We start from the raw sequence: 14,712 nt of genomic DNA, 5'->3' as shown, positions 1-14,712 counted from the left end.
TTGTAATGGAGATCGTTTTTGAAGATTTTCAAAAGGCGTTATCGAAAATAAAATTACTACGAGAAAATGCCAATATAATAGAAGAAACTGTTCAAAGAAGTGTAAGTGAAATCGTTCAAAATGTAAGGGAGAGTAGGGATGATGCCTTATCTTTTTATACAAAAAAATTTGATGGTGTAAAGATGAAAGAGTTTCGTGTAAGTGAAGAAGAAATAAAACGAGCGAGTATGTTTGTAGAGAATTCATTTTTAGAAGCGTTACAAGAGGCGAAGAAAAACATTATTTCGTACCATGAAAAGCAAAAAAGACAATCGATGTTCGATTGCGCGAGTAAAGGCATCATTAGAGGACAAATCATTCGGCCATTAGAGAATGTAGGCGTATATGTGCCAGGCGGAACTGCTTCGTATCCTTCGTCAGTATTAATGAATGTATTGCCAGCAAAACTCGCTGGTGTGAAAAAGCTTGTAATGGTAACACCGCCAAGAGAAGGAGGAATTGATCCGCATATTTTAGTTGCTGCAAGCCTTGCAGGAGTAGATGAAATTTATACGATAGGTGGTGCGCAAGCAATTGCTGCTTTAGCATACGGGACGGAATCGATTCCGAAAGTGGATAAAATAGTTGGACCAGGAAATTTGTACGTCGCTTTAGCGAAACGAGAAGTATATGGAATAGTAAATATCGATATGATTGCTGGACCGTCAGAAATTGTAGTTATTGCAGATGAAACCGGCAATGCAAAATATATTGCTGCTGATTTATTATCACAAGCAGAACATGACGAGAGAGCGACAGCAATTTGTATTACAACAAATATAGATTTAGCAAAAGAAGTAGAAAAAGAGATAGAAAGGCAGTTAGAAACATTACCAAGAAGCGAAATTGCACGTGAATCAATAAAGAGAAATGGAGCCATTTTTATCGTTCCTTCTTTAGATGAGGCGCTAAAGTTATCGAATGAAATTGCCCCGGAACATTTAGAGTTACATATAAAAGAACCGATGAATGCTCTAGCTTATGTGAAACATGCAGGATCTATCTTTCTTGGACCATATGCACCAGAACCGCTCGGGGATTATTTAGCAGGACCGAATCACGTGTTACCGACAAGTGGAACGGCAAGGTTTTTCTCACCGTTATCAGTCGATGATTTTGTGAAAAAATCAAGCTTTCTGTCTTATACGGAGGAAGCATTAAGAGATGTCCAACATCATATTGTAGAGCTTGCCAATAAAGAAGGGTTACATGCGCATGCGAGAGCAATTCAAATAAGATTTGAGGAGGAAGAATAATGCGTGAGTCTAGTCAAATACGTGAGACGACAGAGACAAAAATAAAATTAAGTTTACAGCTTGATGATGGGAAGAACGTTTTTGTACGAACGGGAGTTGGTTTTTTTGATCATATGCTAACTTTATTTGCAAGGCATGGAAGATTCGGTTTGCAAGTGGAGGCAGAAGGGGATGTATTCGTTGATGCACATCATACAGTTGAGGATGTTGGGATTGTACTCGGAAATTGTTTGAAAGAAGCATTGCACAGTAAAGAGGGGATTAACAGGTACGGCTCAGCATATGTACCGATGGATGAGTCTTTAGGCTTTGTTGCAATTGATATAAGTGGACGCTCATATATTGTATTTCAAGGAGAATTAACGAATCCGAAGCTTGGGGATTTTGATACAGAACTAACGGAAGAATTTTTTAGAGCAGTTGCTCATGCTGCCAATATTACATTACATGCTCGTATTTTATACGGAAGCAATACACATCACAAAATTGAAGCGTTATTTAAAGCGTTTGGTAGAGCGCTTAGAGAAGCAGTCGAAAGAAATGCCAACATTACTGGTGTAAATTCAACGAAAGGGATGTTGTAATTGATTGCCATTATAGATTATGGAATGGGAAATATTCGTAGTGTAGAACAAGCATTAAAGTATATTGGAGCAGCGTATATCGTAACGAGTGATAAAGAAGAGATTTTTAGAAGTGATGGAGTGATTTTACCAGGAGTAGGTGCATTTCCAAAAGCGATGGATGTATTGGAAGAAAAAGATTTAGTGCGTGTGTTACAAGAAATCGGGCGTTCAAGAAAACCACTTCTAGGTATTTGCCTAGGAATGCAGCTTTTATTTGAAAAAAGTGAGGAACTACAAGACTGTAACGGGTTAAGTTTATTGCCAGGCGTTATTCGAAAGTTAAAGGTTCCTTATAAAATTCCTCATATGGGATGGAATGAGTTAAAGAAAGAAGGAGAAATAGCGCTTTGGAATGGAGTAGAGGACGGTTCTTTCGTATATTATGTCCACTCTTATTACGCAGATTGTCCAAATGAAATTGTGTATGGAATAAGTGATTATGGAGTGAAAGTACCTGGTTTTGTAGCAAAAGGAAATATATATGGCGCACAATTTCATCCTGAAAAAAGTGGTGACATAGGAATGAAAATGTTGAAAAATTTTAAAGGAGTGGTAGAATCATGGAAATCTTCCCAGCTATCGATTTGAAAAAGGGACGATGCGTTAGACTGTATCAAGGAGAATTTAGTAAAGAAACAGTAATGAATGAAGATCCGGTTGCGCAAGCGATTATATTTGAAAATTTTGGAGCGAAACGGTTGCACATTGTTGATTTAGATGGTGCAGTTGCTGGTGAGTCGTTAAACTTGTCCGTCATTGAAAGAATTTGCAAGGCAGTACGTATTCCAGTGCAAGTTGGCGGAGGAATTCGATCACTTGTAGCCGTAGAGAAATTATTTTCAGTAGGGGTAGATAAAGTGATTTTAGGAACAGCTGCTCTTTATGATAAGCCATTTTTAGAAGAAGCAGTTTTTCTATATAAAGAAAAAATCATCGTCGGAATTGATGCGAAAAATGGTTTCGTAGCAACGAGAGGCTGGCTTGATGTGTCTGAAATTTCTTACATTGATTTAGCAAAACAAATGGAGAATGTAGGTGTTCAAACGATTGTATTTACAGACATTTCGAAAGACGGGACACTTGCAGGACCGAATATAGAACAATTGGAGTTACTACAAAAAAGCGTTTCTACTCGACTTATTGCTTCTGGAGGAATTGCATCTATTCAAGATGTGAAAAAGTTAAATGATATGAACATATACGGTGTCATAATTGGTAAGGCTCTTTACGAGAAAACGATTGATTTAGAAGAAGTGCTAGAGGTAACAAAGTTATGTTAGCAAAACGCGTTATTCCATGTCTAGATGTGAAAGAAGGGCGAGTCGTAAAGGGTGTAAATTTTATAGGACTACAAGATGTCGGGGATCCTGTTGAAATAGCAGCTTTATATAATGATGCGGGAGCAGATGAAATAGTATTTTTAGATATTACGGCAACGCATGAAGGGCGAAAAACGATTATAGATGTTGTAGAAAAAACGGCTTCAAAAGTATTTATTCCTCTTACAGTTGGAGGAGGAATTTCAAGTGTGAAAGATATGTACAATTTACTAAGAGCTGGAGCAGATAAAGTTTCAATTAACTCAGCAGCAGTGCGAAATCCAAAATTAATCGAAGAAGGGGCAGAGCATTTTGGCTCACAATGTATTGTTGTAGCAATTGATGCTAGAAAAGTAGCGGAGGATAAGTGGAATGTATATGTGAACGGCGGAAGAGTTGATACAGGAATGGATGCAATCAGGTGGGCAAAGCGTGTTACAGAGCTAGGCGCAGGTGAAATTTTATTAACGAGTATGGATGCAGACGGAACGAAAAACGGATATGACCTTCGTTTAACAGAAGAAATTTCAAAAAGTGTTTCCGTACCTGTCATCGCGTCAGGTGGATGCGGTCATGCTGATCACATTATAGAAGTGTTTCAAAAGACAACAGTTGATGCAGCATTAGCGGCATCAATCTTTCATTACGGTGAGGCGACAATAGGGGACGTAAAGAGAAAGTTAAGAAATGCAAATGTTGAGGTGCGGCTATGAAACCTAACTTTTCAAAAGGACTATTACCAGCAGTTGTAATTGAAGAAGATACAAAAGAAGTTTTAATGCTAGCTTATATGAATGAAGAGGCATATGAAAAAACAATAGAAACGAAAAGAACATGGTTTTATTCTCGTTCAAGAAGGTCGTTATGGAATAAAGGAGAAACATCAGGTAATGTCCAACATGTGCAATCTCTTTATTTAGATTGTGATCAAGATTCAATCGTTGTTGTCGTAAAGCAAGTAGGACCTGCATGTCATACGGGAGAAAAAACATGTTTTCATTACAAAATTATATAGGGGGATACATATGAAAAACGCCTTTACATTACTATTCGAAACAATTAAAGAACGAAAGAGAAATCCACTTTCTGAATCATATACAAATTACTTGTTTTCAAAAGGAGAAGATAAAATTTTAAAGAAAATTGGTGAGGAATGTACGGAAGTAATTATTGCATCCAAAAATAATGATAACGAAGAGCTAGTGAAAGAAATGGTTGATGTAATGTATCACTGCTTCGTTTTATTAGCCGAAAAAAATATATCATTAGAAGATATTATGGAGGAAGTGACAGAAAGAAATGGGAAGCTTTCGAGAGTAGGGGACAGAAGAGAAATAGATACATTATAGGGGGAATATGTATGAAGGTGGATTATCACATTCATTTAGAAGAAGGGCCATATTCAATAGGATGGCTAGCTAAAATAAATGAATCATTACAACATTATGAACCGCTAAAAGAAGAAAAACATTCTATGGAATGGCTTGTGAAAACACAAGAACGCCTGCAAAGACGTGTGAATGAAGGGCCATTTACAATGAAATGGATTGATTTATATTTAGAAGAAGCTTTGCGAAAAGGGATAAAAGAAGTTGGTATTGTCGATCATTTATATCGTTTTTATGAAGCGAAAGAATACTATGAAGCATATGTTGATATTAGTGATTCGGGGCTTGGACGTTTACAAAAGGAATGGTTAGACCAAGTAAGGGTAGCTTCACTACATGATTTTACAAAGGCAATTGAAGAGGCGAAAGAACGGTGGAGTAAAAGAGGTGTTACGCTTAAACTTGGAATTGAAGCAGATTATTTTATTGGTGGTGAACAACAATTACAATCTTTACTCGCATTAGGAGATTTTGATTATGTAATTGGTTCTGTTCATTTTTTAAATGGCTGGGGATTTGATAATCCAGATACGAAAGAATATTTTAAGGAACATGACTTATATGTTTTATATGATACGTTTTTCAAAACGGTTGAGTGCGCAGTTCGTTCTGAGTTATTTGATATTATTGCTCATCTTGACAACATAAAAGTATTTAATTATCGATTAGATGAGAATGAACAACTTTCTTATTATAAGAAAATTGCGCGTGCATTAGTAGAAACAAATACAGCAACGGAAATAAATGCGGGATTGTACTATCGCTATCCTGTGCGCGAAATGTGTCCGAGTCCGCTATATTTACAAGTATTAGCTAAACACGAAGTTCCGATTACACTCTCTTCAGATGCTCATTATCCGAATGATTTAGGAAAATATGTGGAAGAGAATATAAAGACGTTACGTAATCATGATATTGCTCACTTAGCTACATTTACGAAACGAGTCCGAACGATGAGATTACTAGAAGAAGTAACAATTTCAAAATGATCACGATTTTTTCATGAAAACCCATCTTTTTGTTCAAAATAAGAAAGAATAAAAAGGAGGGTAAGAAATGTCGAAACAGCAAAATAAACAAAATGTACAAGGTGCACAGCAACAAGCGTATACTTCTGAAACGAATGCTACATCTCAATCCGTTATTGAGGAACAAATTAGTGATACAGTTGCAGAAGGAACGATCGATGTGAAGCTTGGAAAACAATCGCAAGAAAAAGCATAAGAAGAGGGGGAGACTTGCATCTCCTCTTTTTTTGTGGAAAAGTGTCGATTTTCAAAACTATAATCAAATTCCTTGGTTTTTATATGTGGATTTCTTACAATGAAAGATAAGAGAGATCTTATTTTCTATAGAAGAGGTGTTAGTAGTGGCAAAAATATTAGTAGCAGGGAAAATTCCAGCAATCGGATTAGAACTATTAAAGGATCATGATGTAGAAATGTACGATAAAGAGGAGTTAATTTCTTTAGATGAATTAACAGAGCGTGTAAAAGACAAAGATGCATTGTTAAGCCTACTTTCTACAAAGGTGACAAAAGAAGTGATTGATGCGGCACCTAATTTGAAGATTGTTGCAAACTACGGTGCTGGTTACGATAATATTGATTACTCATATGCCGAAAAAAAAGGGATTGCGGTAACGAATACACCGAAAGTATCAACGGAAGCTACCGCAGAACTAACATTTGCACTTCTTTTAGCAGCGGCACGTAGAATTCCTGAAGGTGATACGCTATGTCGTACAACTGGATTTAACGGATGGGCACCGTTATTTTTCTTAGGCCGCGAAGTACATGGTAAGACAATTGGAATTATCGGCCTTGGAGAAATCGGAAAGGCAGTTGCAAAGCGTGCGAAAGCGTTTGGAATGAATGTTTTATATACAGGACCAAATCGAAAACCTGAAGCTGAAAGTGAACTGGAAGCAACATATGTAACATTGGAAGAGTTATTACAAACAGCAGACTTTATTACAATTAACTGTGCGTATAATCCGAAATTGCATCATATGATTGATGAAGAACAGTTCAAAATGATGAAGAAAACAGCTTATATTATAAATGCTTCACGTGGACCAATTATGCATGAAGCGGCACTTGCTCATACATTAAAAACGAATGAAATTGAAGGGGCAGCGCTTGACGTGTTTGAATTTGAGCCGAAAATTACTGAAGAGCTAAAAGGATTAAAGAATGTGGTACTTGCTCCTCACGTAGGAAATGCAACATTCGAAACGCGTGATGCGATGGCCGAAACGGCGGTAAGAAATATTTTAGCTGTATTAAATGGTGAAGAACCTGTAACACCTATAAATCAAAAAGTATTCGTTACAAAATAAAAAAAAACCTTCCGGAATCGGAAGGTTTTTTTATTTGTCTTTATTTGCTCTTTTAGATGGTCTTTGTCTAAGGAATTGAGATAGCATATACAAAATATATAGTGGAATAGCAATGAATAAGAAAACAGAAAAATTACCGAACCCTGTTTGGTACATTGTAATAATGATTCCCACTAAAAATAGTGTAATAATGATGCTATATCGTGGAATTGGTACATCCTTTAAACTTGGGATACGAATGCGGCTTACCATTAAAAATGCGAACGTTACAAATACTGTAATAAGAACGATTTTTGGAATGGTATGTGAAAATAATGTTAAGAAAGCAACAAGCCCTCCCGCTGCTGTAATCGGTACCCCAGTGAAATATTTCATTGAAGTAGAAGATGGTGTTACATTAAATCGTGCTAAACGATATGCTCCGAAAAGAGGGAATAGCCCCGCTATGTATAGTCCGATGATTCCATAATTAGAGAAAGATGTGTAATACATGAGAACAGCAGGTGCTGCACCAAATGTTACGACATCCGCAAGCGAGTCAAGCTCTTTTCCCATTTGTGAATCAACACGTAATAAACGAGCAACACGCCCATCAAGACTATCTAACATCATCCCGATAAGTACTAAAATAGCAGCTGATTTATAATATCCTAAAGATGCATAGCCGATTGACAAGAATCCACTATATAAATTTCCGAGCGTAAATAAGTTTGGAATAGCTGCTCTATACAAAATCTGATCCCTTGCTTTCTGTAATAAATTCTTAATTAGTGTATGAAAGTTTACTTATTTTATCATACCATAAATTTCTTCTTCACACGAAAGAAATTCCCAATTTGTGAAAGATTTCATATCAGAATGATTTGAAAAATAAGTGAAAAAAGAAGGGGCTGTCTCATAAGTCTCTTTCGAAGTAAGATCACATGAAATTGAAAAGGCAGAAACGTTATAAAATTAACATTTCTGCCCTTCACTTTTTATTCGATTTTGGCTAAAAAGCACTTTTTGGGACAGCCTCTTCTTGTATTATTCAAAGTTCGTTATCATAGTTCCAGTTTTATACCGATTGTTAGGATCGAAACGTAACAAATCTCCATAAATGAGTTTGTCGGAAAGTTTCAATTCTGTTTTTGCTTTTTCAATATTCGGTTGACATAATGAGATGTCTGCTTCTTCACCTGTGTTTCGTTTATAGCACATGTTTTTTGTATACACATAATCTTCCGAAACGAAGCTACCATCACGCATTACCATAAGTGGATCTTCTTCTTTAATAAATAAGTCAGTTCCAAATTCAACTGATTTATTTGTTTTAATACCAAGTAAATGAAGTAGCGTTGGTTTAATATCAATTTGACCAGACACTTTAGAAATGACTTTTCCTTCTTGACCAGGTACATGAATGATGAGAGGGACGCGTTGTAATTGCATAGAATCAAATGGTGTAATAGCGTCTTTCCCAAGGAACTGAGCCATAGCTGCGTTATGGTTTTCAGAAATACCGTAATGATCTCCATAAATGATAATAACGGAATTATCATATAGTCCTTCTTCTTTTAATTGTTTAATAAATTGTTTAAGAGCTTCATCCGTGTAACGAACAGTTGGGAAGTAACGGTTTACAACACCACTTTCTGAATTAAACTCATCAACATATTGATCTTCTGGATTTAGAAGAAATGGAAAATGGTTTGTTAAAGTAATGAATTTTGTATAGAACGGCTGTGGTAAAGATTTTAACTTTGGAATAGATTGTTCAAAGAACTCTTTATCTTTTAACCCCCAACCGACAGACATTTGTTCTGTGCCTACGTAATCACTTAAATTAAAGTAACGATCATATCCAAGTGCAGGATACATTACATCACGATTCCAAAACGTTTTATCGTTTGAATGGAAGACAGCAGAAGAATATCCGTATTTCTTTAATTGTTCTGGTGTAGCTGTATATTCATTTGTTGCATGAGTAAAGAATACAGAACCGCGGTCTAACGGATAAAGTGAATTTTCAACGATAAATTCAGCATCAGAAGTTTTACCTTGTCCTGTTTGATGATAGAAGTTATCGAAATAAAAACTATCTTTAATAAATTCATTTAAAAATGGAGTAATTTCTTTTCCATTTATTTTTTTATTAATAACAAAACTTTGTGTAGATTCCATTGAAATCAAAATTACATTTTTACCTTTTGCAGATCCAAATAAGTTCTTATCAACTTGCTTATCTTTTGAGTCTGTATAGTTTTTAATTTCAGAGAACCCGTCCCCACTTGCAAATACACGTTCAGCTGAAGATTTTGATTGCAGTGTAATATCAAATAGATGATATGTGTATAAACCTAAATTTTTCACGACAGTTTGACGATCGAATGAGCGTGAGAACATTTGTGGTTTATAAATAACAGAAACAACAATTTGTAGTGCTAATAGAGCTGTTACACCGCTAAAGAAAGTTCTCTTCTCAGAGCGAGAAAGCGGCGTTTTGTCGCAAAATGATGGGAATTTACGCGAAAGAAACATTAAGATGATCGCATCTGCGAATAACAGTAATGTTTTATACGTAAAGAGTTCTTTTATACTCGTCCCTAAATCAGCCATATTATTTGTTTGAAATAATACTGGGAACGTAACGAAATCGTTATAAAACCCATAAAACATTGCATTTCCAAATAAAATGAATGACAGTATAAAACTAATTCCAACTATAATGCGATTTCGGTGTTTAGATGCAAATAATGCAAAACCGAAAAATAAAAGTAACGCAGCTAGTGGATTCATAAAAAGCATAAATTCTTCAAAGAAATTATCAATTTTAATATCAAACGCTAGCTTGTACACAATATATGTTTTTATCCATAATAAAACGACTGCAACGAGTGCGAATCGCAGTTTTGGAAACAGACGTTGTAGCATAATATACTCCTCTCCTAAAAAGCATGACGGTTCTTGTGGGCCTATTTGATTAGCGCCTCATTTTATATATACGAACAGTCCTTTATTATTATGTTTATTATACTATGAGTATCATTATACGAAAATAAAAGAGAGTTGTGGACTTTTTTATAACAATTGAGTAGAAAAAGGACAGTAGGAGACAATAAAATGGAGTTTCTATGTATGATTATTATCGTGCGCGGAAAGAATCGTGTAACAATACGGAGGTTATAATGCGAAAATTATTATATTTTATAGTATGCAGTAGTGTTATACTTTTTGCTTCACCAAGTGTGTCTGTAGCAGAGTATGATGCACCTCTTATGGAAGATGCCCTTTATTCTGTGTTATTTCCGAAAATAAATAAAGCAATCGAAAAACAATATGGGAGCTTGAAGCCTTATCAATGCCCGAAAATTATTAGTTTAAAAAAAGTGTATAGCGGTACATATTTATTTCAAGCGAGTATTGAAGTGACTAAGTATGAACGTGTTGCAGGGAAAATTGCGCCACCATTTGAGAAGGTAACGATTACATTTAATAACGAAGAAGGTGAATGGGAAGTGACAAAGGTTTCAGTAAAGCGCTTACCAAACGATACGAAACTAAACTGTCAAAAAGCAATATAAAAAATTGTTTGACAAATAAAATGGTCCTTTGGTATTGTTAATAGCAACAATTAGATGTTTGAAAATTAAATAGACTTACCTCATCTACTCTCAAAGGTAGAGGCCGCGATAGGAAAGAGTAAGCTATGGGAGATTGAATGGAATCTGTGATCATAGGTTGAAAGGGACTATTGCCGAAATATAAGAATAACCATCTTATTCATATATTGGGACTGCATTGAATAAATGTAGTACTGTCATAAGATTTATTTTATGGAGAGCTATTTGGAGATGTTGATGCGGTTTCTTATTTTGAGGAGATAACAACTCGTTTATTTTTTCAATATATATTTTTCCTAATAAGAAACGCGTGTGAACATTGTTCCGCGCGTTTTTTGTCTATCTAAAAGCGTGCTGCAATGAATAGAAGATTGGGGTTATGAGTTTTAGAGGAAATAAGGGAGGAATTCAAATGTATTTACACGGCACAAGCCGAATCAATGGGCAAGGACACTTAGAAATTGGAGGGTGCGACACGACGCAGCTAGCAAAACAATATGGAACACCACTTTATGTATACGATGAAGAGTCAATTCGAGGAAAGTGCCGCGCGTTTCATCGTGCTTTTAAAGAAAGTGGGTTCTCTTATCAAGTAGCATATGCAAGCAAGGCGTTCTTGTGCATGGAGATGTGCCGAGTAGCTCGTGAAGAGAATATGTCATTAGATGTTGTTTCTGGAGGAGAATTATATACTGCACTACAAGCAGGATTTCCTGCATCGCGCATTCATTTTCATGGCAATAACAAAACAGATGAAGAAATTGTGATGGCTCTTCAGGCGAATATTGGTTGTTTTGTCGTAGATAACTTCTTAGAATTAGAAATTTTGCATGATTTAGCAGTGCAACATGGGAAATTTGTGAACATATTAATTCGTGTAACGCCCGGAGTAGAGGCGCACACACATGAATATATTACAACAGGTCAAGATGATTCAAAATTTGGATTTGGCGTGTCAAATGGTCAAGCGATGCAGGCAATTGAGCTTGCTTTACAAAAATCAAATTATAACGTGTTAGGAATTCATTCACATATCGGATCACAAATATTTGAAACGGCTGGCTTTGTGCGAGCGATTGAAGTTCTTCGTCAATTTTTAGAAGCAGTGAGAGAGCGAACAAACTATGTAGTAAAAGTGCTAAATGTAGGGGGAGGATTCGGAATACGCTACACAGAGTCCGATACACCATTAACTCTTGAGACGTATGTGCGAGCTGTAACAAGTGCGGTGAGAGAACAATTTACGTTATGTAATTATCCATTGCCAGAAATATGGGTTGAACCAGGCCGTAGTATTGTGGGTGATGCCGGAACGACACTTTATACAGTCGGATCTGTGAAAGACATTCCTGGTATTCGGAAATATGTATCAGTGGATGGTGGGATGACTGATAACTTAAGACCTGCTTTATATAACGCTCGTTATGAAGCGATGTTAGCGAATCGAGGGAATGATGAGAACGAGGAAGTTGTTTCGATTGCAGGGAAATGCTGTGAGAGTGGAGATATGTTAATTTGGGATATTAATCTACCGAAAGTTGCTTCTGCGGATTTACTAGCAATTTCTTGTACAGGGGCATACGGGTACTCGATGGCGAATAATTATAATCGGATTCGTAGACCAGCTGTCGTCTTCGCGAAAGGTGGTACATCACAAATTGTTGTAGAGCGCGAAACATATGAAAATATTATTGGGAACGATCGCATACGTATAAAAGAACTTGTTTAAATGAGGAAAAAGGAGTTGTTCGGATGGGCAATTCCTTTTTTATAAAATAAAATAATTAAAATATATCGGAAAACTAGGATTGAAAAAAATCAGAATTGTGATAAAATACAAATACAAAGCTTATCAAGAGAAGCGGAGGGAACTGGCCCGGCGAAGCTCGGCAACCTGCTTATAGAAAGCAAGGTGCTAAATCCAGCAAAATGGAATCCATTTTGAAAGATAAGGTAAAATATATTACCGAACAGTCTTTTCGAAATGGGAAAGATTTTTTTTATGAATAAAAAGGGGGGCTGTTCGCGTGAGCGTACGGGAACATTTTGAGGAAGTATCTGAGAAAATTGAAGCGATGCTTGCTGATATGAAATATGGTTCAATTACAATTGTTGTGCAAGATGGAAAAGTCATTCAATTAGAGAAAAGTGAAAAAGTACGTTTAAAGTAAAAAGCGCTGACTAGAAAAACTAGAGGCGGTTTTAACCTATTTTATTAGGTTAAAACCGCCTTTTTGCTTTTACAGGGGGAAAAAACATGTTGACGTATGAAACGTGGGAAGAAAATGATGTTTCATTTTCAGAAGAAGATGAAACGAAAGGCGCGTTATCTGTATTAAGTTGGGCTTATAAAGAATATAAAAGTGAAATTGTATACGCATGTAGCTTCGGAGTGGAAGGGATGGTACTGCTGCATCTTATTAACCAAGTAAATCCATCTGCTAAAGTTGTTTTTTTAGATACTAACGTACATTTTCAAGAAACGTATGAATTAATTCAAAAAGTGCGGGAACGATTTCCGTCATTAAATATTATAGAAAAACAACCAGAACTTACACTTGATGAACAAGCCAACTTACATGGTGACAAGCTATGGGAAAGAAACCCCAATCTCTGTTGTAAGATTAGAAAAATTTTGCCTTTAGAAGAATCATTAGCGAATGAAAAAGCGTGGATATCGGGACTGAGGAGGGAACAATCAGAAACCCGTAAGCATACAAAGTTTATAAATCAAGATCATCGCTTTCGATCTATTAAAGTTTGTCCGCTCATTCATTGGACGTGGAAAGAGGTATGGCGATATGTATACAAACATAGTTTGCTGTATAACCCATTACATGACATTGGATATCCAAGTATTGGGTGTGAGAAGTGTACGTTACCTGTAGGAGAGGGTGGCGATTCAAGAGATGGTAGATGGGCAGGGAAAGTAAAAACTGAATGTGGTCTTCATTATCAATAAGATGAATCTTGAAATAAAACTAAGAGGGGATATAGAACATGAGTACAGTAAACGAATTAGTAAACCGTGTAGACGAGACATATGACGTATCACAAATTGAAAAAGAAATTGGGCTAGATAACATTGCGTTAAGTGATTTAGAACTATTAGCGACAGGGGGATATAGCCCGCTTACTGGTTTTCTAGGAAAGAAAGATTATGATTCGGTTGTAGAAACGCTTCGTTTAGCTAATGGGAGCGTTTGGAGTATACCAATTACATTACCAGTAACAGAAGAAGTAGCAGAGACGCTAAAAGTTGGAGAGGAAGTAAAACTTGTTAACGGTGGAAATGTATATGGTGTCATTCAAATAGAAGATATTTTTGTGCCTGATAAGGAAAAAGAAGCGTTACTAGTGTATAAAACGACGGATGAGGCTCATCCTGGAGTGAAAAAATTATACGAAAGACCGAACGTTTACGTCGGAGGAGCTATTGTTCTGACGAAACGTTTTGAAAATAATCCGTTTCCTTCTTATCATTTAGATCCAATTGAAACGAGAGAGGAATTTAAAAAACGTGGTTGGAAAACAGTAGTTGGATTCCAAACGAGAAATCCGGTACATCGTGCTCATGAATATATTCAAAAATCTGCTCTTGAAATTGTAGATGGACTCTTTTTAAATCCGCTCGTTGGGGAAACGAAGTCGGATGATATTCCAGCTGATGTAAGGATGGAAAGCTATGAAGTATTACTTCAAAACTATTATCCGAAAGATCGTGTCTTTTTAAGTGTATTTCCTGCGGCAATGCGTTACGCAGGACCGAGGGAAGCAATATTCCATGCATTAGTTAGAAAGAATTTTGGATGTACCCACTTTATCGTAGGGCGCGATCATGCTGGGGTAGGAGATTATTACGGAACTTATGAAGCACAAGAAATTTTTACAAACTTTACAGTGGAAGAGTTAGGGATTACACCATTATTTTTTGAACATAGTTTTTACTGTACGAAATGTGAAGCGATGGCTTCGACAAAAACATGCCCGCACGGAAAAGAAGATCATGTTATTTTATCGGGTACGAAAGTAAGAGAACTATTAAGAAACGGTGAGATTCCGCCAAGTACATTTAGTCGTAAAGAGGTAGTAGAGGTACTAATTAAAGGTTTGAAAAAAGAAGTAGTAACAGAATAGGGAG

General features: G+C 36.2%; 17 protein-coding genes and 2 riboswitches. Of the genes, 15 read left to right on the top strand and 2 right to left on the bottom strand.

Annotated elements, in window-relative coordinates; translation table 11 throughout:
• Nucleotides 1–5: 5 nt before the first annotated feature.
• The 10 genes from hisD to QCI73_RS20105 all read left to right on the top strand — a co-directional run bounded on the left by hisD (nt 6) and on the right by QCI73_RS20105 (nt 6,969).
• Nucleotides 6–1,295, top strand: coding sequence for a histidinol dehydrogenase (gene hisD / locus QCI73_RS20150; protein WP_262725963.1), 1,290 nt, complete (start codon nt 6–8; stop codon nt 1,293–1,295).
• Nucleotides 1,295–1,879, top strand: a complete 585-nt coding sequence (hisB, locus tag QCI73_RS20145) for an imidazoleglycerol-phosphate dehydratase HisB (RefSeq protein WP_353823615.1) — start codon at nt 1,295–1,297, stop codon at nt 1,877–1,879. Before hisD ends, hisB begins: the two co-directional genes overlap by 1 nt.
• Nucleotides 1,880–2,509 (top strand): imidazole glycerol phosphate synthase subunit HisH, encoded by a 630-nt coding sequence (gene hisH, locus QCI73_RS20140; RefSeq protein WP_262725962.1) that lies wholly within the window; start codon nt 1,880–1,882, stop codon nt 2,507–2,509. It abuts the gene before it with no gap.
• Entirely contained in the window at nt 2,482–3,201 is a 720-nt protein-coding gene (gene hisA, locus QCI73_RS20135; RefSeq protein ID WP_262725961.1) for a 1-(5-phosphoribosyl)-5-[(5-phosphoribosylamino)methylideneamino]imidazole-4-carboxamide isomerase, read from the top strand. Before hisH ends, hisA begins: the two co-directional genes overlap by 28 nt.
• Nucleotides 3,195–3,953 carry an imidazoleglycerol phosphate synthase cyclase subunit gene (gene hisF, locus QCI73_RS20130; protein ID WP_262725960.1) on the top strand — a complete coding sequence of 253 codons (759 nt, stop codon included), beginning with the start codon at nt 3,195–3,197 and terminating at the stop codon, nt 3,951–3,953. The genes hisA and hisF overlap by 7 nt, the downstream gene beginning before the upstream one ends.
• A complete protein-coding gene (gene hisI, locus QCI73_RS20125) occupies nt 3,950–4,255 on the top strand; it encodes a phosphoribosyl-AMP cyclohydrolase (RefSeq protein ID WP_000803969.1) in 306 nt (101 codons plus the stop codon). Before hisF ends, hisI begins: the two co-directional genes overlap by 4 nt.
• A 10-nt stretch (nt 4,256–4,265) precedes the next feature.
• Entirely contained in the window at nt 4,266–4,589 is a 324-nt protein-coding gene (gene hisE / locus QCI73_RS20120; RefSeq protein WP_000786132.1) for a phosphoribosyl-ATP diphosphatase, read from the top strand.
• Nucleotides 4,590–4,600: 11 nt separating this feature from the next.
• Entirely contained in the window at nt 4,601–5,617 is a 1,017-nt protein-coding gene (locus QCI73_RS20115; RefSeq protein WP_262725959.1) for a histidinol phosphate phosphatase domain-containing protein, read from the top strand.
• A 67-nt stretch (nt 5,618–5,684) separates the two neighbouring features.
• Nucleotides 5,685–5,852 carry a YozQ family protein gene (locus QCI73_RS20110; protein ID WP_000043572.1) on the top strand — a complete coding sequence of 56 codons (168 nt, stop codon included), beginning with the start codon at nt 5,685–5,687 and terminating at the stop codon, nt 5,850–5,852.
• A gap of 145 nt (nt 5,853–5,997) precedes the next feature.
• Complete coding sequence (locus QCI73_RS20105; protein WP_353823614.1) at nt 5,998–6,969, top strand: NAD(P)-dependent oxidoreductase; 972 nt, start codon at nt 5,998–6,000, stop codon at nt 6,967–6,969.
• A 30-nt stretch (nt 6,970–6,999) separates the two neighbouring features.
• Here QCI73_RS20105 and pssA read toward each other — a convergent pair whose 3' ends face one another.
• Together pssA and QCI73_RS20095 are read right to left on the bottom strand one after the other, a co-directional pair.
• Nucleotides 7,000–7,701, bottom strand: coding sequence for a CDP-diacylglycerol--serine O-phosphatidyltransferase (gene pssA, locus QCI73_RS20100; RefSeq protein WP_000285421.1), 702 nt, complete (start codon nt 7,699–7,701; stop codon nt 7,000–7,002).
• A gap of 294 nt (nt 7,702–7,995) precedes the next feature.
• On the bottom strand, nt 7,996–9,882 hold the full coding sequence (locus tag QCI73_RS20095) for an LTA synthase family protein (RefSeq protein WP_353823613.1): 1,887 nt from the start codon (nt 9,880–9,882) through the stop codon (nt 7,996–7,998).
• A 200-nt stretch (nt 9,883–10,082) separates the two neighbouring features.
• Here QCI73_RS20095 and QCI73_RS20090 point away from each other — a divergent pair, with 200 nt between their 5' ends.
• From QCI73_RS20090 to sat, 5 genes are all read left to right on the top strand, one after another.
• Nucleotides 10,083–10,532, top strand: a complete 450-nt coding sequence (locus QCI73_RS20090) for a DUF3888 domain-containing protein (RefSeq protein WP_002091837.1) — start codon at nt 10,083–10,085, stop codon at nt 10,530–10,532.
• Between the two features lie 89 nt (nt 10,533–10,621).
• Nucleotides 10,622–10,803, top strand: a riboswitch (Lysine riboswitch).
• A 180-nt stretch (nt 10,804–10,983) separates the two neighbouring features.
• Nucleotides 10,984–12,300 carry a diaminopimelate decarboxylase gene (gene lysA / locus QCI73_RS20085; protein ID WP_000280638.1) on the top strand — a complete coding sequence of 439 codons (1,317 nt, stop codon included), beginning with the start codon at nt 10,984–10,986 and terminating at the stop codon, nt 12,298–12,300.
• A 117-nt stretch (nt 12,301–12,417) separates the two neighbouring features.
• A riboswitch (SAM riboswitch) is annotated at nt 12,418–12,526 on the top strand.
• Nucleotides 12,527–12,598: 72 nt separating this feature from the next.
• On the top strand, nt 12,599–12,742 hold the full coding sequence (locus QCI73_RS20080) for a YezD family protein (protein WP_000116161.1): 144 nt from the start codon (nt 12,599–12,601) through the stop codon (nt 12,740–12,742).
• A gap of 86 nt (nt 12,743–12,828) precedes the next feature.
• On the top strand, nt 12,829–13,533 hold the full coding sequence (locus tag QCI73_RS20075) for a phosphoadenylyl-sulfate reductase (RefSeq protein ID WP_353823612.1): 705 nt from the start codon (nt 12,829–12,831) through the stop codon (nt 13,531–13,533).
• Between the two features lie 38 nt (nt 13,534–13,571).
• On the top strand, nt 13,572–14,708 hold the full coding sequence (gene sat, locus QCI73_RS20070) for a sulfate adenylyltransferase (protein WP_327924647.1): 1,137 nt from the start codon (nt 13,572–13,574) through the stop codon (nt 14,706–14,708).
• Nucleotides 14,709–14,712: the final 4 nt, after the last annotated feature.

Origin of the sequence: Bacillus cereus group sp. MG16 (assembly GCF_040459875.1) — a bacterium.
GTDB classification, from domain to species: Bacteria; Bacillota; Bacilli; order Bacillales; family Bacillaceae_G; genus Bacillus_A; species Bacillus_A paranthracis.
Note: the sequence above shows the minus strand (reverse complement) of the source record. Positions and strands in the feature narration are given on the sequence as shown.